This window comes from Streptomyces sp. NPDC002870 (assembly GCF_042888505.1).
GTDB lineage: Bacteria > Actinomycetota > Actinomycetes > Streptomycetales > Streptomycetaceae > Streptomyces.
In genome coordinates, this window is record NZ_JBIAPW010000054.1 from 1 (window position 1) to 18,435 (window position 18,435).

An 18,435-nucleotide genomic window follows, 5' to 3' on the forward strand; every position below is an offset into this window, starting at 1 on the left:
CGGGCGGCCCCCCCCCCCCCCCCCATGCAGGGAAATAACACACCCCAACAACACCCCAAAAAAACAAAAAAAAAAAAAACCCCCCCCCCCCCCCCCCCCCCCCCCCCACAACACCCACCACCACCCCCCCCCCCCCCCCCCGGCGCGCCCCCCCCGCCCCCCCCCCCCCCGGGCCCCCCCCGCCACGATTTTGTTCCTGCACTCGGGATAGTGGGAGCGGCGCCCGCGTGAACTCTTCATTGGGCGTGCAGCGATTGATGCTTGCGCAACTCACGCCGTAGGCGCCTTGTCCCGGCCTTGGTCCGGCATTCCGTTGGCCGCGCCAACCGCACCAACAGCACCGCCCGGGGACGACAGGACCGCCACCTCCTATGAAGCGGCCGGCCTGATCGGGCGTTGCCCAGGGGTGTCGTGAAACGCAGCCGGAAGGAGCGATCCTCCCCTCCGGGCTGAGCGCTCAGATGCCGGGGGGAGGTGAGGGCGACGGTGCCGCGGGGGTCGAGCCGGCCTCGCGGACCAACGGGGCAGCGGATGGCGCTACGCCGATCTCCGCAGGTAGCAACGCCTCCGCCAGCCTCTCTCAAAACGGGGTCGCAGAACTCGGTGGTTGTGAGAGGGCTTAGACGCCATCCGCTTATCGATGACGGGGGCTGGTCTGGTCGAACAGGGTTCCTGTTCGGGTGATCGCGCGAGGGCCGGCGCATGACAGCAGGGCCTCTTGGTAGTTCGGGGGTGCGAACCAAACCGATCACCAGGAGGCCCTGTTGCCGCAGTCTTTCGCGCTCACCTGTGTGGAGTCCAACTCGCCGTCCCTGTCGTGTGACTGCCTCGCGCACAGGTTCGGCAACGCGGCGGACGGGCCGGAGCGCGTGCGGTGTTACGGCTCGGACATGACGGACGCGGAATGGCAGGTCATCCGGGCGGTGCTGCCGGTGCCCGCGTGGCTTGAAGGGCGGGGCGGCCGACCGGAGAGCTATTGCCACCGTGTGATGCTGGATGCAGTCCGCTACGTGGTCGACAACGGCGTCAAGTGGGTCAATCTGCCTGCGGATTTCCCGCCGTACCGGCGTGTGCACGCTTTCGCCCGCCGCTGGCAGGTGAGGGGTTTGCTCGCCGAGCTCCACGACCGGCTGCGCGACCGCGTGCGGGACAAGGAGGGCCGCAAGGCGGACCCGACGGCCGCGATCGTGGACTCGCAGTCACTGCGGGCAGCGGCGAACATCCCGCGCTCCACGTCCGGCTGGGACGGCGGGAAGAAGGTGGGCGGCCGCAAGCGGCACCTGGTGGTGGACTGCCTCGGCCTGGTCCTGGCCGTTGCGGTGACCGCGACGAGCGTGCGGCGATCGTCGCGCAGAGGGTCCCGGGTGGTTGCGCAACCGCTGGAGGCCTGGCCCACCCGAGCGCTCCTGCGGACCCGTTGGGCGACCGGCTGCGCATCGGTCACTCGCTCTGCGCAATGGGCAGTCGGTCAGCTGGGCTTCTGCGCAATCCTCCTTGTCGACGTGTTCGCGAGGGTTGGTTGCGCAGGGCGCGGCCGGGCCGAAGGCCATTGCGCAGCAGCCGGATTGGGCTGGCACGCTCCTGTTCACCGACTCGCCGGGGCGGCTGCGGCTGGCTTGCCGGGCGGTGAGGAGCCGTCGTGAGTTCCTCCGCTGAGCCATGGTGAGTTCCCGCACGAGAGGCCAGAGCGTGGTGAGTTCCACCAGTGAGCCATGGTGAGTTTCTGTCTACCGGCGCCGGGGCGAGTGCGATGGCGTGGTGAGTTCGGAAATTCTTTGGATTCCGGTCCAGCCGGCTCGGTGTCGCCCTCCCCGACCGGCTGAGGAAGAAGGGCCTGTGACCAGGCGTGGTGAGTGCTGGGCGCCACTCACCGCGGACTGCAGAAACTCACCACGACGGCCGTTGCTCAACCGTGATTTTTGAGGGGCTCTGGTGGTGAGCGAATCGGTGAGTGGTGCATGGCTCCATAGGGGCGACACCTGAACGCCCCTTTCCCAGGAGCCCCTCCATGCCCACTCGTGCCTCTCGAAGGCCAGCGCCAGCCGCCGCCTCTCCGTCACCACCACTGCGTACGTCGAACGCGTCCATCCCTGCCCTGCGCACTGCGCACCGTCGTGTTTCCATCGCCCGGATCGGGGTGTGGGCGGCACTCGCGGCCGGCCCGGTGGCGCTCGCCGTCGCGTGCGCAATGCCGCCCAGCGTCAACGCCGCTGCGCAGCCCAAGACGACCGCGCCGTCCGCGTTGCGCACTGCCGATCCGGCCGGGGCAGCGGCTCTGTTCTGCGATCTGTGGCTGCGCAGCGACGCCGCCCAGGCCGACAGCAGCACTGCGCGGGCCGTGCACGCGCTCGCCCCCAGCGTCTCGCTGCCGAACCCTGCCGCGAAGGCTGCGCAGGTGCTGCAGGGCACCGTGGCGGTGCGCAGCGTCCGGCTGAGCGCGGGCAGTTGGTCGGTCGTTGTCGCCGCACAGTTCACGGTCCGTGACGACACGGGCCGTTCGCCCGGCGCTTCGGACGCGTCGACGATCGTGCGGTACTTCGCCGTCCCCGTGGTCGCGACGGACGGCGTAAGCGGACCGGGGGCGTTCACCGTGACGGCCGCTCCTGCGCAGATCGCCGGACCCGGCCCGGCGACGGTGGCAACCTCGCGGTACGTCAAGCCGCTGCCCGCCGGCGGTGCGCTGGTCTCCTCGCTGGGAGCGTTCTTCGACGCGTACCTCGCCGGGGTCGGCGAAGTCACCCGCTACCTGTCGCCCGGCACGCAGCTGAGTGCGGTGAGCGGTACTGGCTACACGAAGGTGACGGTCGATCAAGCAGCGGCCGACTCCGAGATTGCTGTCGGTGCCGTGCCGGGTGACGGCTCAAAGGTGGGTGTGCAGGCGCGCGTCACCGCTACCGATGCGAACGCGGGCACCTGGTCCCCCTGCCCAGGCGCAGCGTCTGACGGCGCTGGGCCGGGCGGTGTGGACGGCCGAGGTCACCGGCGTCGGCCGCCAGCAGTGGCCGCGCTTCTTCACCGGCCGCGGTGCGTCGGCCGCGTACACGCGGGTGCGGATCGAGGCAGCGATCGCCCGCCGCGACCGAACCCGGACCGATACCAGCGCGGCGGCAGTGGTGCGCCTGGTGTGGGCCGGGGCCGACCCGTCCGGCACCTACCTGGACGGCCGCACGGCGACCGTCCGCTTCACCCTGGAAGGAGACACATGGAAGCCCGTGCGGTAACGGTCGCCTCAGCGCCCCAGCTGGTGTGGAACGCCATGACCAGCCTCACCATCTGGGTGTGGACTGCGGCGAACTGGCTGTATGACAACGCTTGGTGGGTCGGGCTGCTCTCCGCGGTGGCCTGGTGCGGCTGGGCCGTGCTGCAGCGCAGCCTCGCCGCCAAGGCCCTGGGCCGCCGTGCCTATGTCGAGCTGCAGCCCTCCCGGCAGTTCGAGACAGATGGTGAGGAGATCCTGCGGTTCGGTGCCCAGCTGATCCGCGCCGCCGGCGCAGGACCGTGGTGGACTCCGCGTAACGCGCGCAGCGTACGGATCCGGCTGCGGGCCGACGGGACGAAGCCGTTGTCGTACCTGATCGAGGGCCCCGCCTCCGCGAAGCATCTGCTGCTGCAGACCCCCTACGCCCGGGTGCGCACCGAGCCCGCCCAGCCACCCGCCGGCAAGAAGCGCAGTCATACGGTGCGGGCGGCGTTTGCGCTGCACGGCACGCCGGGTGCCCGGCTGCGGGATGTGCCGCTGGAGCCGGACCCGCTGCAGCCGCTGATCGACGCCGTCGCCGATCTGCGCGCCGACCTGGGCGACCTGGCGGAGGTGTGCCTGGACATCTCCCCCGCCGCCAGGTGGCGTATCCGGGCCCGGCGCTGGCAGGTCATCGATGCCGCTCGCCAGCAGGCACGCCGCCAGTCACGCAGGGAGGCGCGGTGGATGACGCAGGATGCCGCCACGATGGAGGACGCCCTGTCGTGGCAGCTCACCAAGCTGACCGTGCCGCAGGACCAGCGCGGCGGGCAGGGGCGACGGTTGCTGATGACGCCGCGGCCGCCGCGGGTGGACCGGGAGAAGGCGCTGGGGAAGCTGGTCGAGGACACCGGACTGGTTCGGGTGCAGCTGATGGTGCGCTGCGCTTCCAACACGGTGGGCCGGGCCGAGCGGCGCCTTCGGCATATCGAGGCCGCCCTGGACGTGTATGCGGCGCGTACCCGCCTGTCATCGCTCGGCTTCTCGTTGGGTCCGTTGCGGTTCGGTCCGGACCGGTGGCCGTGGCGGGTGCGGTTCGATGAGCGGTGGGCCAGCGGTCTGATCCGGCCCGCCCGGGATCCTGGGCCCGCGTCGAGGAGCTCGCCGGGCTGCTCAAGCCGCCCACGCTGCATGCCCGGCTGCCGCTGCTGGCCGGGGACATCCCCACCTATACGCCGGGCAGGAATCTGCTGCCGCAAGGCTTCTACCGCGGGCCGGACGGCCGCGCGCGTCTCGTTGCCACCCGCGAAGACGACACCCTCTTCGAAGTACAGGTCGGCAAGGCCGGATGGGGCAAGACCATGCGGGCCCTCGTCCAGGCCGTCGCGTCCGCGCACAGCCAGCGCGGGCTGGCGTTCGTCGACCCGCACCGCGATTCGTGGGCCACGGTCGCTCCTTACCTCGCCCATCCCGGCATCATGCGCCGGGCGTGGCTGTTCGACCTGACCATCCGGGAGCCGCAGGACCGCCTGTCGTGCTGGAACCCGCTGAGCATGACCGGCGCACCTGCTCAGCACGAGGTGGTGGCCGCGGTCGTGGACGCCTTCGCCACCAGCCTGGGGTGGGGGGATGTCAACACGCCCCGCGCGATCACCATCTTCACCAAGGCCGTCGAAGCGCTCGTCGCGGTCAACGCCCAAGCCGTCACGGCCCGCGCGGAGACCTGCCAGGCCACCCTGTTCCAGATTCGTCCCCTGCTGACCGACCCGCTCTTCAGGGCTCTGGTCGTCGACCGGCTGGAGACCGAGGCCGCTCGCTGGTGGCATACGTCCTTCACCGAGATCCCCAAGGACGCCCTGCCGACGGTCCTCAACCCGCTGGACCGGCTTGCCGCCTCCCCCGTGATCAAGGCCTTCCTCGGCTCTCCCACTGGCAGTTACGACATCAGGCAGGCCATGGACCGCTCCAAGGTGGTGTGGATCTGCCCGGCCGGCACCGGCCCCACCGACCGGCTGCTCGTCTCACTGCTGGTGCGCGACATGCTCCGGGCCGGGCTGTCCCGTCGTGACATCCCTGCGGCCGAGCGGCGATCGTTCCGCCTCTACCTCGACGAACTCATCTCCCTGGACGGCGCCGCCTCCACCTCACTCGCCGAAATCACCGAACAGCTGAGGAAGTTCGCCGTGCGCATGCATGGCATGACCCAGCTCATGCACCGGCTCAGTCCGGATGTGCGGACCGCGCTGCTGCAGAACGCGTCGTGCCTGTCCACCACGGCCGGAGCAGTCGACGCGATCCGGCACATCACCGATGAGTGGGGCGGCCAGGTCAACCCCGCGGACGCCGCCGAGCTGGAGCGCTACCACCACTGGGCGTCCTTCACGGTGGCCGGCAAGCGGGTCGGGCCGCTGCTGATCCGCGGCCCGCACCTCAGCGAAGTCTTCGGCAAGCTCGCCAGGCCGGGCAAGACACGAGCCCTCCAAGCGGCCGCGCACACCAACACCGGCGCGAAACCGCTGGCTGAGCTCACCGAACTTGCCGACCAGCACGAGACGACCGTCCGCGAGTTCCTGACCCGACCTGGTCCCGGCACCGCCGCACCGACCGGTGACGGGTCCGGCAAGCCCGGCACGGGCGGCCCGAACCCATCAACCGATGGCAACCAATCCCAGGGGCAGTACGCATGAGCACCGAAACCGACACCGACGCACCCGACAGCGAGAGCATCGACGACGCCAGGCAGGAACCGCAGCCCAGCGCCGAAGACACCGCCGCACACCGCGCCCTGGCGCTGCTCGCACAGCACCGGCTGGTGACCACCCCGCAGATGCACCAGCTGCTCAACCCCGGCAACGTCCGCACATCCACCTCCAACGTGCTCAATGCACTGCGGGAGGACAAGCTCGTCTCCTACACCGTCCTGCCCAACAGCAGCCGCCTGCGAGCCTGGTTCCTCACCGTGCGAGGCGCCCGCATAGCCACCAGCTGGCCCGAGCTTCGCGGCCGCGCCCTTCAGACGCCCGCCAACGCCACGGATGCCTCGCTCAGAGCCGCCCACACCCTCACCGGAGTACGCGCCCACCTCACATTCCTCGCCGATGCCCGCCGCCGCGGAGACGAATACGGCCCCTTGGACTGGGTGCCCGAGATCGCCCACCGGCTGCCCGACACCGGCGGCGAGGACAAACTCGTCGCCGACGCCGTCCTGCACTACACCGCCGTGGCGCCCCGCAGGCTGCAGTACCGGGCCTTCGTAGAGGTAGACCGCGCCACGATGTCCTCCGAACGACTCGCCCGGAAGCTCATCTCCTACGCCCGGTTCCACGACTACACCCCTCAGCCCGTCGGCCGGCGCGGCACCGTCGCTGACCAGGTCGCGATGCTGGCGTGGCAGCGTCTCTACCCCCGCTTCCCTAGGGTGCTGTTCATCCTGACCGGGGCATCCGCCCCCAGCCTTAAACGCCGGATCGATGACCTGCGGGCGATGACCGCCGGACACCCCCTCGTCGCCCAGCTCGCCGGACAGGTCAAACTCGGCGCCGCCGTCCTCGAGGACCTCGAACAACACGGTCCGTCCTCGGCCGTGTGGACTCCCCTGGCAGGGCCCGCCGACCGCCGTTCATGGATGGACCTGTAGAGAGGTGAAGAAACTCCGTACCCGGCCACCACGGTTCGTGGCCCTGGACAACCGGGCGGTCGACGACCTGCGCCTCAGCGTCCTGGATGTCGGACTGCTGGCCATCGCCCTGCGCTGCCCGGACGGTGCGCAGTTCACCGTCGCCTCCCTGGCCCGGAAGCGACGGCCCGGCCGCGAGGCCCTGACCGGGGCCATGCGCAATCTGGTGACGTGCGGCTACGTGGTCAAGCTGAAGATCCAGGACGCGGGCACCGGCACCTGGCGCACCGAATTCTCGGTTGCCGACGTGCCCTTCAGCCGCGAGGACGTCGAGGGCATGCTCACGGACGTGGTCGGCGCGCGAGCGATCCGCATCGAGCCCGGCTGGCTCGACCCGCGCCGCGAGCCCGTTGAACAAGCACCCGCTCCCACGCGCAATCCGCGGGCCGCGTCACGGCCTGCCCGAGTGACGGGATCCCGTCACTCGGGTGCGGCCAGCGCAGATACGCAATCGCCGCAGGTGGCACCGACCGACGGGTTTCCGACGGTCGGTGAGCCGATCGTCGGAAGCCCGTCGGCTAAAGAAAGAACACTTCACCTACAAGACTCTTCTCTCTCTGGCGGGGCAGGCCCAGATGGCGGGATCCGGGCGGCACCGGCCAGCGACAGGAACGAGAGAGAGGCTCCTGCACCCCACAGAGCGCAGGGACTGGCCGCGGTGCCTGCGCTCCCGCCCCTCGTAGCGGCCGTCGGCGGCGGTGGGCCGGCGGCGACGCCGCTGCCAATCGCGGATGCCCGGGCGGCTGGTGACCGGGTAGCGGATGCCTGGGCCAAGGCCCGGGAGCAGCGGAGGATTGCGGTCCCGGTGCTGGGACGCAGGCGGGTGGCGCAGGCAGCTGCGGCACTGGCGGCCTCCGGCATGGCGGAGGAGGTCCTGCTTCAGGCTGCCGCCGACATGGCGCGCAAGCCCAACTGGATGGACCTGGAACGCCACTTGGAGCGCTGGACCCCGCCGGTCGCTGTACCGCGGCATGTCGAGCCGGAACCATACTGCGACGAGTGCGACTACGGGTGGGTCACCAGCGCGGACGGACGCGCCCGCAAATGCTCCTGCCGAAAACAACCGGCGGGCCGGTGATTTCGATTCGCTAGGTGACACCCGCTCCGTTCACCGCAGCGGCCTGGAGCCGGATCGTGTCCCCTGCCGTGGTGTAGGGGATCAACCGCGAGATCAAGCGCCGCACCGACGTCGTCCAGGTCTTCCCCAACCCCGAGGCCGTCCTACGACTGGCCACCGCAGTGCTGGCCGAAATGCACGACGAATGGATCGCCTTCCCCCGCCGCTACCTCTCCGAAGAGAGCATGGCCACCCTCTACGCCACCGCCGACACCGAGGCCCTCCCCGGCACTACCGACGGCTGATCCCCTCCATCACGGCAGGGGGACCAGTGCCGTCACCTACGGTCCTTTCGGAACCGTCCTGGTCGTCCAGTCCTGGCTGGTCGGTGTGGGCGTCGTCGTCTTCGGCGGTGCGCTGGCGGGCCGCCTGCTGCACGAGGAACTCCCGCGCGTGGCACAGGCCGTGAAACAGCGGGCTCGGCGGCAACGACCCTGAAGGCCAGGACAACTCCCCTTGCTTCTTCACGTTCGACCTGTCGGGCGGTGCGCCGCACAGTCGGAGGCCGGTGCGGCACAGGGCTCTGCCCAGGCCCACGCCGGGAGTGACCCGTGCTACGCCGGTGACGCCCAAGACGATGACCGATGAATCAGCCTGTTCCGTCCAGGCCGCGCTCGTCCGCTGCGCGCATCAAACTCCCGGCCCGGGGCACTTGGGGGGGTGGACGCGTATCGCGCGCCCACACCATGGGGAGGACATCGTGACCTCGTCCAACACGCAAGGGCGCGGCCAGGCCGCGAAGTCCGCGGCCCGTACCACCCAGAACGAGACGCTGACTGCCGCAGGGCGAGCGGGCTTTGTCGCCCGCGGCATCGTGTACGTACTCATCGGACTGCTGTCCATCCGGATCGCCGTCGGCAGCGGCGGCGGGCAGGCGGACCGCCAGGGCGCGCTGCACGAGATCGCGACGCAGCCCTTCGGGAAGGTAATGCTGTGGGCGTTGGTGGTCGGCTTCGGCGCCATGGCGCTCTGGCGAGGTGCCCGTTCCGTGCTCACCAGGGGGCCTCAACGGAAGGCGAGTTCGCGAATCCTTGACGGCGGCCGTGCTGTCTTCTACGCCTTCGTCTGCTGGAGCACGGCCAGCTATGCCGCCGGGGGCGGGCAGGGCTCCAGCGGCAACGCGCAGTCGAAGGACTGGACGGCATCGGTGCTCAAACTGTCGTACGGGCAGGTGCTAGTGGGAGCCGGGGGCTGCCTCCTGATCGGCATCGGTGCGGTACTCGCCGTCCGGGCGGCCATGCGGAACTTCCTGAAGCAGTTGGACACCGGCACCATGAGCCACCGTACGGAGCAGGTCGTCACCGTTCTGGGCGTGGTCGGAGGCGTGGCGCGTGGTGTGGTGTTCGCCGCGGCCGGGATCTTCATCCTGGTGGCAGCCGTCCGCTTCGATCCGGACGAGGCCAAGGGCGTGGACGCGACGCTCCGTAGCTTCACGCAGACACCGGTGGGACCGTGGCTCCTGGTTGGCGTCGCGATCGGGCTGGTCCTCTTCGGCGTCTTCTCCTTCGCCTCGGCGCGCTGGCGCCGCCTGTAAACACGGTGACCCAGGCCAGATCTGCCAGATCCTCCCGCAGGCTCCCCGCCCGGGTCGGGCCGTAATCACACGGAGGGTCGAGACAGCAGGGACGGCAGGGGCGAGCCTGTGCAGCGCCTCTGAATAGGCCACGGGTGGTGAGGGCGGCGAGGTTTCAACTCTGCTGTCAGGGCTAGGGTCCGTCTTCAAAGCGATCTCGCCCAGAGCAGGAACGAGGCGAGCGTGACCGCCGCTTCGTAGGAGGTGGCGGTCTTGTCGTACCGGGTCGCGATGCCGCGGTAGTGCTTGAGGGCGTTGAAGCAGCGTTCCACAACGTTCCGGCGACGGTAGGCCTTCCGGTCGAAGCCTGGCGGCCGGCCTCCATGACGGCCTTTGTTGCGGCGGCGCCGTTGCTGGTCGGTCTTCCCCGGGATGGTGTGGCCGATCCCGCGCCTGCGCAGGTAGGCACGGAACCCGCGGGAACTGTAGGCCTTATCGGCCACCACGTGGTCGGGGCGGCAGCGAGGACGACCAGGCCCGAGGCGGGGTACCCGGATGCTTTCCAGCAGCGGCCTGGCCCAGATGCCGTCGTGCCGATCGTTATCTAGGGGTTCTGGAAGGAAATCGCTGATCAGGCAGCCGATTGGACGTGCAGGCACGTGAGGCAAACAGACGTTGGCGATCGCTGAGGTCTCTGCTACCAGCCGTTCCGCAACCATCTGGCGTGTCTTGTTGTCCTACCGACATGACTACTCCTTCTGCGTCTGCATCCGCTCCGTCATGGCCGTTCTGCGGGTGGGGTGCTGATGCCGGTGCTGATCCGGTGGGATGCTGCGGCCGGATCGTTACTCCCTACAGCAGGTGTCTCAACCACATAGACAGTGGAGACCGCCAGGCGTACCTGGGGACCCTCCAGCCGGGCAGCGACGTGGACCACCGCGGCACCACCTTCTCCACAGAACTGCTCAGGGAACTCACAACGGCACTCCATGACGGCACCCGTTCCCTTTTTGGCAATGCCTCGTTCCTCGGCGCAACGTTCAGTGGCGATGCTGGCTTCGAGGGGGCGACCTTCAGCGGCAACGCCGAGTTCCACAGCGTGACGTTCAACAGCTACGCCCTTTTCCATGGGGCGACGTTCAACCGCGAGGCAGGGTTCGTCCAGGCAACGTTCAGTCGCACCGCCAAGTTCATCGATGCGACGTTCAGTGGTCGCGCCCTGTTCGCCTTGGCGACTTTCAGCGGCGACGCCGAGTTCAGCGAGGCGACTTTCAGCGGCGACGCCAGGTTCGGCTTGGCGAAGTTCACCGGTCATGCCTGGTTCAACATGGCGACGTTCAGTGGCGATGCTGGGTTTGGCGAAGCAAAGTTCGGCCGCTTCGCTGGTTTCTCCGGGGCGAGGTTCGATGCCAACGCAGGGTTCTACGGGGCGAAGTTCAGCGACAAAACCCAGTTCCACGCAGTGACGGTTGACGGCGACGCAGAATTCTACGGGGCGACCTTTGAGGATGCCGAATTGTTGGGGCCTCTGGTGTGCGGAGGAGAGCTGGCGTTATCAGGTGCGGTGTTTCAGCGGCCGGTTACGATCGAGGCGGCGGCGCAGAGGCTGGAGTGTGTGCGCACGCAGTGGATCTCCACGGCCGGACTGCGGCTGCGGTACGCGACTGTGGATCTCACCGACGCGGTGTTCGAGTATCCGGTCACTGTCCTCTCCCGCCGCGTGCCCTGCACCATCAACGGAACTCCGATGGCGGAGGATGTGCTGGCCGGGCTTCCCAGGACCGTGCGGATGAGGTCGCTCAGTGGTGTTGATGCCGCGCACCTAGTGCTGACTGACATCGACCTGAGTGTGTGTCGGTTCGCCGGCACGGTGCACCTAGACCAGCTGCGCCTGGAAGGCGAATGTCCCCTGGCGCAGACTCCGCAGGGTGTGCGGTGGCGGTGCGGGCTGCCGTTGCGCTGGACGGTGCGAGGCACCTTGCTGGAGGAGCATCACTGGCGCCACAGCAGCGGGGCCTCGGGGTGGGTGGCCCCCGACGGGGCGGAGGCTTTGGAGCCGGCGGCGCTGGCTCCGGTGTACCGGCAGCTGCGCAAGGCATTCGAGGACGGCAAGAACGAGCCGGAAGCCGCCGATTTCTACTACGGCGAGATGGAGATGCGCCGTAAGAACACCAAACGGACCGTCCCAGAGCGCGCACTTCTCACCTTGTACTGGGCCGTCTCTGGGTACGGGCTACGCGCCTCTCGCGCTTTGGCTTGGCTGTTGGTCGCCATGCTGACCACGATGATGCTGATGATGCTGTGGGGCGTAGCCAAGGACGATCCCAAGCCGGAGAGCAAGGGCACCGTGAAGGGGCAGCAGATCGCCCTCACAACGGACAAGCCTGACCCCGTCAATCCCGACGGATCCCTTGCCAGCCGCGTTAGCACCGATCGGTTCGAAAAGTCGGCCCGGGTGGTCATCAACTCGGTTGTCTTCCGTTCCAGCGGCCAGGACCTCACCACCGCTGGCACCTACACGGAGATGGTCTCCCGTCTCGTCGAGCCTGTCCTGCTCGGTCTTGCCGTCCTCGCGGTACGGGGCCGCGTCAAACGCTGAACCCAGTGTGCCCAAGAACTCGGGCCCTCGGCATCCCTCAGGGCTCTGTCCTGTCTGTAGGGATAACGCGCCGCGGGAGGCAGACGGTGATCACGCATCCTCCCGCGTGTGCCGACCAGGTCGGGGGTCGTGATAGCAGCAAGGCGCCCCAGACACCCACCTGGCTCGAGGGCCCGGTGCCAGACGCTAGACGTGGCAAACGTGCCTCACGAACCCTCGGATACCAGTGAGGCAAGTACCGGAGGGCACCTCTTGCCTCACATGCCTTCTCCGAACTACTGGACAATGACCGACGGCTCGACCGGCCGCTGATCCACCTTCTCCGCCCGGACAAGGTGAGGGGGACTCACGGTTATCGCCGGCCTCACCCTGCCCTGGAGCTCGGACGCTGTCGAGACCATGTCACTGATCAAGATCATCAAGCGGCAGATGTTCGGCCACGCCGGGTTCAATCTCCTGCTAAAGGGCGTCCTGCTCTATAGATGGCACCACGCACAATGCTCTCGTGACGACGCTATAGCCTCGGCCTGTGACCAACCGCGTCAGCTGGACAAAGACGCCTCAGCCCGACTGGATCCACTCGGGCAGGAGGTTTCCGGGACGCTTGCTGACGAGGTCGTGGAAGGTGCGGGCGAGGTCGTAGGCCGGGGCCATGTCCGGGCAGGCGAGCCGGACGTCGCACAGGCATCCCCTGACTGGATGCCTCCGCACTTGGATCGGGCCACCTGAACGCCGCGCCCGCCATGCGTCGCCCCCAGGGACCTGCTAGAACCAAGCTGTCGGAAGGGGAGCCAGCACAACACGGAAGGCGCGGTGGGTAATGGCGCTCACAGTCAATCTGGAGGTGCGCTGGCCGAATGGACGGCGGGTCCGCGTTCAGTGCCGCAGCATCCCCCTGGTTCCGGTACGCGCGGACGAGGTCATGGCCGATGCCTCAGCAATGGAGGATCAGGATGTCATGTCCCTGGACGCCTTCCACCGGTACCTGAGGACGGCCACCCGTTTGGTCCCCGATGCGGGCGTAGTGGAGGTCGTCGGATTCCAGCCCACCCTCTTCAAGCTCCTTGAGCTTCTGAAAATCGAAGGGCCACCGCCGAATCCCATCAGCATCGAGCTGGTCTGACAGATGGCCGACTCGTCACCCGACCCCGCTCAGGTCGGCGCCTCCACCCCCTCGCCGCCTGTGTTCGTGGACGAGGCGGTTGCCGCTGCCGAGGGCACGCGCACCACCGCCCGCTGGATCGCCTCCTCCCTCGGGGCCATCCCGAGCCTGGCCGTTCTGGCATCCGTGGTCCGAGCGCCGGGCGACGTGGGGTTCGACCCGGTCAAGCTCGCGCTCGGCGTGGCGCTGGCCGCGCTGGGGGCTCTCGTTGGGGTCCTCGGCTTCGCCCGTGTGCTCGCGCCGGTCCCCCTGGAGGACACAGACATCCAGCGACTCGACCTAAAGCGGATTCCCGGTCAACCGTACGCGACGTTCAAGGACCTGGACCGGGACTTGAAGCGCCTCCGCGACGACCTCGCCGAGAAGGAGGTCGAGGCGGCACAGTCCCGCAACGCGGCGAAGGCCGCCGATTCGGACGCGCAGCAGGCGGAGACCGCGGCAGAAGCGGCCGAAGCAACAGCCGACAACAGAGCCCTCAGACGAAGCGCCGAAAAGGCCCGCGCTGACGCCACCCTCAAACGGAGCCTGGCAACGGAACAGGCACGAAGGGCCGACGCCGATGCCGCCAGGCTGACGGTGCTCACGGATCAGGTGTCACGGCGGGACACCATCCGGCGCGACGCCTACCGGCTGAAGGCAACCGACGTGGTGGGCACCCGGTACAGCCAGGCTCTGATCGCTTCAATCGCGTCGGTAGCCGTGATCGCCGCAGGGGTGACCCTGCTCGGTCTGGCACCCGAACCAAAGGAGACCGTGCGTCTGCCCCGCCTGGTGACCTTGACGCTGAACGAGGCAGGTATGCGACAACTCGGCTGCTCCGCACGCTCATTGCAGGCGCTGCAGACCGGCGGCAGCCTCTCCGCCCCAACCGTGATCACGCTGCCCACACCCGACTGCCCTGCCCGGACGGTCGTGTTCACCACTGCACCGCCCCATCCCATGGGGACCGTGTCCGTCGTCGCCGCTGACAAGGGGCCCTGAGATGGTCGATCACGAAACAGCCGGTCCAGCATGTCCGCCCCCAGCGGCGCGGGACGTCAGTTCCGTGCTCTGGGGCCTGGGTCCAGTCCTGGTCGTGGCGCTCGCAACCGGTGCCTACCTGTGGGGAACCGGGTACGACCTCGTGTCCTCGACCGCCCTGACGGGGAGCCGATCTGAAGTCCGCGCAGCGGCGGCATGGCTGGCTGCGGTCTCGCTGCTGCTCCTCGTCGCCTACCCCTGCCTGCGTTTCGTCATCGGCCTGCTCCGGGGGATGTGGTGGCCGACCCGACTCGCCTCGTGGGCCGTTCACCTACAGCGGCGGCATCGCGACCAGCTCGTCCACCGCAGCCAGGTCACTTTCATCTCATCGCTCACCGGGCCTGCCGACCTTGCCGATGAGGCCGCCGAGGTGATCATGGACGCCCTCTGGGCGAAGGGCCTCACCCCGTCTCACCAGCACGCAGAGCAGTTGGCCCGCGGCTTCGCCCGAGCCGTCGAGCAGTTTCGCGGGGATCCGTCGTTCTGGCCACCCCTTGATCAGCTGCGGCGTGAAGTCGCTCATTTGGCGCTTTGGGAAGCGGCTAACGATCTGCCCCGGGAGGGCGAAGAGGAGATAAACCACCGAATCGCCGCGTCGCTCGGCCACGACAGCGACCTCGTGCGGGCTCTCGACGAGTTCCTGGCGGCCAGAATCCCCCTCGCCGACAGAACTCCCCTGAGCTTCCGCCTCGCCGGCGAACTCCGGCCGACAGCGCTCGGCAATGCCGAGGCGGCCGTTGTGGAGCGCGTGCACCGCCGCTACGGACTGGACGTGAGCCTGGCCTGGCCACGCATCACCGTACTGCTGTCCGAAGGGGAGCAGCGTCGCCTGGGCGACGTGGAGCGGCGAGCCGATGCCGCAACCGCCCTGGCCGCCGGTTGGCTCGTGGCAACCGTGGGGTTGGTAGTGACGGCCGCTGCTGCACCGGGCTGGCCGGTGCCGTCGGCGGCTCTCCTCGCGGCGGCCGCGGGAACGCTGGCTTTCTGCCGAACCTTCTACCAGCAGGCCGTCGAACGCGCAGTCAGCCATGGCCAGTTGGTGGAGGCCACGGTCGACCTTCAGCGCCTCCCGATGCTCGACGCCCTCGGCTGGCGGCGGCCGAGGAGCCCCAAGGACGAGCGCGCGCTCTTCTTGGCGCTTTCCGCAGCCCTGGCGGGTGGCCGCGTAGCCGACCGTTTCCAGCGCTACTCCGAAACGACGTCCCAAGGCGAGTCCGATTCGGCCGAGTTAAGCGCCGCCTTGGCCGAGGCCATCGACGGTCTCCCCCGTCGGCTGCACGCCACGGTAGACCGCAGCGTCGCCCGCGCCGTCCACGAGAGCGTTGGCCGTGAGCTCCCCGAGGCCATGACTGCGTCGGTCCTGGGCGGCGTGGAGCGCGGTTTGAACGAGACGCTCGAACCGGCAGTGGAGCGGACACTCCAGCGGACCCTGGCCGGACCGAAGCTGGACAACTTCGACGGTCACCTCTCGGTCATACTTCTGCAGAACGGTGTGAGCCCGGTGGCGATCGACGACACCCGCCGAGCGCTCCTGCAGCGCGATCAGCCGTACGAGCTGGTCGTCGCCATCGGGCACCACCCGAACACCGACGCCGCGACCGCACCTGTACGCATTCGCGGTGGCAACGACCACCGCACCGTCGAGTTCGCGGTGTCCATCGACAGCAACATCCCGACGCTCCGCCAGCACGAGAGGGCCGTCGTGGTAGAGCCCCGCGGTGAGGACGGAGTTCGCTTCCCGGTCAGGCTTGACCACACCGTGGCGGAATCGGCGTGGCTCTGGGTCCGCGTCGCCCAGCACGGCCGGACCATCCAGAACCTTGAGATCACCTTGATCGCCAAGGATCAGCGGTCATGATCTCGGGCCAACCGCTCGCGGTGTTCGACATGGAGTCCGCCCGGGGAAACGTCGTCCTCACGATCGACGGGTGCGACCTCGACCTGGGCCCCCACACTCGCCTGGCATCAGCCCGGGAGAAGGTCGACTTCATTCTCACGCGGTTTCAGGCGGGCCTCACCTACCCCACACCCACACTCACAGAACTGAGTCAGGCGGTGCGTCAACTCGACGACTCCATGGGGCAGATTGCCTACCTGTTGGTCGACGACAACGTGGGACTCCTCGACGAGATCAGAACGCGGCTCGTCAACGCCTGGCCGCAGTGGCAATTGCCGACCGAGGTCATCCCGCTGGTCGAGATCCGCGGCCACGACGAGGACTTTCCGTTCGAACTGCTTCCCCTTTTCGACGCGACACCTGTGCAGGAGTTCGTCAACTACGCCGAGGCGGAGGACGCACTGCGCCGATTCCTCGGGTTCGGCGCGGCGGTCCGCCGCACCACGGGTGAAACCGCCGAGATCGAAGACCTGCGGGCGAGCCCCCGACTTCCCGTGCAGCTCCTGAGCCACACGGAGATCGTCACGGGCGCCGGCGCTGAATCCCTGGCAACGCACGGAGGAATCGACGTAGAGGGCCCCTGGCCCGAGACCGGAATTCCACCCGAAACCGTCATCGAGCGTCTGGTGGACGCCCTCTACGATCCCACCAAAGCCCTTGACGGCGGCACACGCTCCTGCCCTATCCAGATCCAGCACTTCGCCTGCCACTGCACGACCATCAATCAGACGGACGAGGGCTACACCCTGATTCTTGGTGGCTCGGGCGATCGTGAATGCAGGATCTCGCTCGGCAGAATCCGACAGGGATTTCGACAGAGAGCACAGCAGCGGGGCCCGGAGACCGCTGACACGGTCCGCTCGCTGATCATCGCAAATGCCTGCGGGTCGGCGAAGATCGACAAGGCGACCCGTCGATCGTTTCCGCGCTGGTTCCTCAAAAACAAGCACCGTGGCTTCATCGGCACCGAAACCGATGTCCCCGAGGAGGTCGCCGTCGCCTTCTCCGTGCGCCTCTACGATTCCCTTCTGGATCGAAGAACGCTCGGCGAGGCCGTCGTGCTCGCCCGACGGCGGCTGTTTACCGACCGCAGTAATCCACTCGGCCTGCTCTACGTCCTCTACGGCGATCCGTTCTTGAGGATCCGATAAAGCGCTCCTGGCGCAGGTGACAAAGAACAGCACGGCACGCATCTGCTCAGGGCGGTACAAGCGAAGAGGCTCAGCTCCCATGGCCGAGACGAGGGTGCCCGGCGTAATCGGGAGGTGATACGGGCGCGGGATGCGCAGCACTTCGCCGGGCGATCGTGATGCAGCCCGTCCTGGAGATATACATACCTGACGGCTTCGACCTCTGGCCTGTCGCCGAGATCGAGTCGTTCAGCTTCCTGCCTCTTAGCGGCGGGCTCTCCCCCGCCGAGATCGGGACGGCGGTGATGCGCATCGCTAGCTGCAACGACATCGACCCCGACGGCGACCGCCCTCCTCATCCGGCCTGCGCACTCGACTCGTTCCTTCACGGACTGCTGACCTTCGACAACCTCTTCGCGGCCGGTGGCCTGCGGGTCACCGACAACTCCACAGACGTCACCTTCCTGCCTGGTTGCTGCGACGGGCTGAATCCCGAGCACCCACAAGAACCGGAACCAGCGCAGCCGATCCATGCCGTACGAGCGCGGCGTCAGCGGCGAGCAGAAACTCGACCTGACTGCGAAGACTCCTGAGTTGGTTCGGTCAACAAGCCTCACTCCGTACGGGGACCCGAGATAACGCTGGCCGGGCGTAAGGAGGATGGCCAGCGGTCGTCCGCGGCCGTCGCAGGCCAGATGGATTTTGCTGGTCAGTCCGCCTCGGGATCGGCCGAGGGCGTGATCGTCCGGTTCCTCCCGCCGGTTCCTCCCGCCGGTGCCGCCCCCTTTTCGGCCGGTGGCGGCGGCGTGCTGGTGCGCGCGGACGATGGTGGAGTCGATCTGCACCAGCCAGTCGATATCGCCGACCGCCTCGGCCTGGGCCTGGATCTGCTGGAGGGCGCGGGTGAACACGCCCTCCAGCGCGTACCGACGGAAGCGCGTGTAGACCGTCTTCCAGGGCCCGTAGCGTTCGGGCAAGTCTCGCCAGGTGACGCCGGTGCGGATCTTGTAGACCATGCCGTTGAGGATCCGTCGGTCGTCCACACGAGGACGACCGGTCCCGGCCCGGGGTATGAGCGGAGCCAGCAACTCCCACTCAATATCGGTGAGTTCATGTCGACGCACCCGACCATGATCCATCACC

At 68.3% G+C, this 18,435-nt stretch carries 13 protein-coding genes and 2 pseudogenes; 12 read left to right on the forward strand and 3 right to left on the reverse strand.

Features of this window, described 5'->3' with window-relative positions:
* Window positions 1–890 precede the first annotated feature (890 nt).
* The 7 genes and pseudogenes from ACFYWY_RS36465 to ACFYWY_RS36495 all read left to right on the forward strand — a co-directional run bounded on the left by ACFYWY_RS36465 (window position 891) and on the right by ACFYWY_RS36495 (window position 9,505).
* Entirely contained in the window at window positions 891–1,643 is a 753-nt protein-coding gene (locus ACFYWY_RS36465) for a transposase (protein WP_389195258.1), read from the forward strand.
* Between the two features lie 365 nt (window positions 1,644–2,008).
* Window positions 2,009–4,684, forward strand: a complete 2,676-nt coding sequence (locus tag ACFYWY_RS36470) for a hypothetical protein (RefSeq protein ID WP_389195261.1) — start codon at window positions 2,009–2,011, stop codon at window positions 4,682–4,684.
* Window positions 4,685–5,861: 1,177 nt separating this feature from the next.
* A complete protein-coding gene (locus tag ACFYWY_RS36475) occupies window positions 5,862–6,815 on the forward strand; it encodes a replication-relaxation family protein (RefSeq protein ID WP_389195263.1) in 954 nt (317 codons plus the stop codon).
* Between the two features lie 4 nt (window positions 6,816–6,819).
* On the forward strand, window positions 6,820–7,932 hold the full coding sequence (locus tag ACFYWY_RS36480; RefSeq protein WP_389195266.1) for a hypothetical protein: 1,113 nt from the start codon (window positions 6,820–6,822) through the stop codon (window positions 7,930–7,932).
* Between the two features lie 80 nt (window positions 7,933–8,012).
* A pseudogene (locus tag ACFYWY_RS36485) lies at window positions 8,013–8,216 on the forward strand (transposase); the annotation flags it as partial.
* Between the two features lie 22 nt (window positions 8,217–8,238).
* Window positions 8,239–8,409, forward strand: a pseudogene (locus tag ACFYWY_RS36490) (ribonuclease BN); the annotation flags it as partial.
* Window positions 8,410–8,671: 262 nt separating this feature from the next.
* Window positions 8,672–9,505: a DUF1206 domain-containing protein gene (locus tag ACFYWY_RS36495; RefSeq protein ID WP_389195269.1), complete on the forward strand. Its 834-nt coding sequence runs from the start codon at window positions 8,672–8,674 to the stop codon at window positions 9,503–9,505.
* A gap of 185 nt (window positions 9,506–9,690) precedes the next feature.
* Here the strand turns inward: ACFYWY_RS36495 and ACFYWY_RS36500 are convergent, their stop codons facing one another.
* Window positions 9,691–10,203: a transposase gene (locus tag ACFYWY_RS36500; protein ID WP_389195271.1), complete on the reverse strand. Its 513-nt coding sequence runs from the start codon at window positions 10,201–10,203 to the stop codon at window positions 9,691–9,693.
* A 209-nt stretch (window positions 10,204–10,412) separates the two neighbouring features.
* Between ACFYWY_RS36500 and ACFYWY_RS36505 the strand changes: the two genes are divergently transcribed.
* Window positions 10,413–12,083: a pentapeptide repeat-containing protein gene (locus ACFYWY_RS36505; protein WP_389195273.1), complete on the forward strand. Its 1,671-nt coding sequence runs from the start codon at window positions 10,413–10,415 to the stop codon at window positions 12,081–12,083.
* 561 nt (window positions 12,084–12,644) lie between these two features.
* Here the strand turns inward: ACFYWY_RS36505 and ACFYWY_RS36510 are convergent.
* A complete protein-coding gene (locus tag ACFYWY_RS36510; protein WP_389195276.1) occupies window positions 12,645–12,794 on the reverse strand; it encodes a hypothetical protein in 150 nt (49 codons plus the stop codon).
* A 109-nt stretch (window positions 12,795–12,903) separates the two neighbouring features.
* Here ACFYWY_RS36510 and ACFYWY_RS36515 point away from each other — a divergent pair, with 109 nt between their 5' ends.
* The 4 genes from ACFYWY_RS36515 (at window position 12,904) to ACFYWY_RS36530 (ending at window position 17,313) form a co-directional block, all read left to right on the forward strand.
* Entirely contained in the window at window positions 12,904–13,206 is a 303-nt protein-coding gene (locus tag ACFYWY_RS36515; protein WP_389195278.1) for a hypothetical protein, read from the forward strand.
* 3 nt (window positions 13,207–13,209) lie between these two features.
* Window positions 13,210–14,226, forward strand: coding sequence for a hypothetical protein (locus ACFYWY_RS36520; protein ID WP_389195280.1), 1,017 nt, complete (start codon window positions 13,210–13,212; stop codon window positions 14,224–14,226).
* A 94-nt stretch (window positions 14,227–14,320) separates the two neighbouring features.
* Window positions 14,321–16,123, forward strand: coding sequence for a hypothetical protein (locus ACFYWY_RS36525; protein ID WP_389195283.1), 1,803 nt, complete (start codon window positions 14,321–14,323; stop codon window positions 16,121–16,123).
* Complete coding sequence (locus tag ACFYWY_RS36530) at window positions 16,120–17,313, forward strand: C25 family cysteine peptidase (RefSeq protein ID WP_389195286.1); 1,194 nt, start codon at window positions 16,120–16,122, stop codon at window positions 17,311–17,313. Before ACFYWY_RS36525 ends, ACFYWY_RS36530 begins: the two co-directional genes overlap by 4 nt.
* Here ACFYWY_RS36530 and ACFYWY_RS36535 read toward each other — a convergent pair.
* A complete protein-coding gene (locus ACFYWY_RS36535) occupies window positions 17,283–18,431 on the reverse strand; it encodes an IS5 family transposase (protein WP_389195332.1) in 1,149 nt (382 codons plus the stop codon). The genes ACFYWY_RS36530 and ACFYWY_RS36535 overlap by 31 nt on opposite strands.
* Between the last annotated feature and the right edge of the window lie 4 nt (window positions 18,432–18,435).

Bases quoted from the DNA above. Each gene is read 5' to 3' on its own strand.
- ACFYWY_RS36520 (WP_389195280.1), top strand. From the start codon at position 13,210: ATGGCCGACTCGTCACCCGACCCCGCTCAGGTCGGCGCCTCCACCCCC.
- ACFYWY_RS36470 (WP_389195261.1), top strand. From the start codon at position 2,009: ATGCCCACTCGTGCCTCTCGAAGGCCAGCGCCAGCCGCCGCCTCTCCG.
- ACFYWY_RS36530 (WP_389195286.1), top strand. From the start codon at position 16,120: ATGATCTCGGGCCAACCGCTCGCGGTGTTCGACATGGAGTCCGCCCGG.
- ACFYWY_RS36465 (WP_389195258.1), top strand. From the start codon at position 891: ATGACGGACGCGGAATGGCAGGTCATCCGGGCGGTGCTGCCGGTGCCC.
- ACFYWY_RS36535 (WP_389195332.1), bottom strand. From the start codon at position 18,431: ATGGATCATGGTCGGGTGCGTCGACATGAACTCACCGATATTGAGTGG.
- ACFYWY_RS36500 (WP_389195271.1), bottom strand. From the start codon at position 10,203: ATGGTTGCGGAACGGCTGGTAGCAGAGACCTCAGCGATCGCCAACGTC.
- ACFYWY_RS36475 (WP_389195263.1), top strand. From the start codon at position 5,862: ATGAGCACCGAAACCGACACCGACGCACCCGACAGCGAGAGCATCGAC.
- ACFYWY_RS36515 (WP_389195278.1), top strand. From the start codon at position 12,904: ATGGCGCTCACAGTCAATCTGGAGGTGCGCTGGCCGAATGGACGGCGG.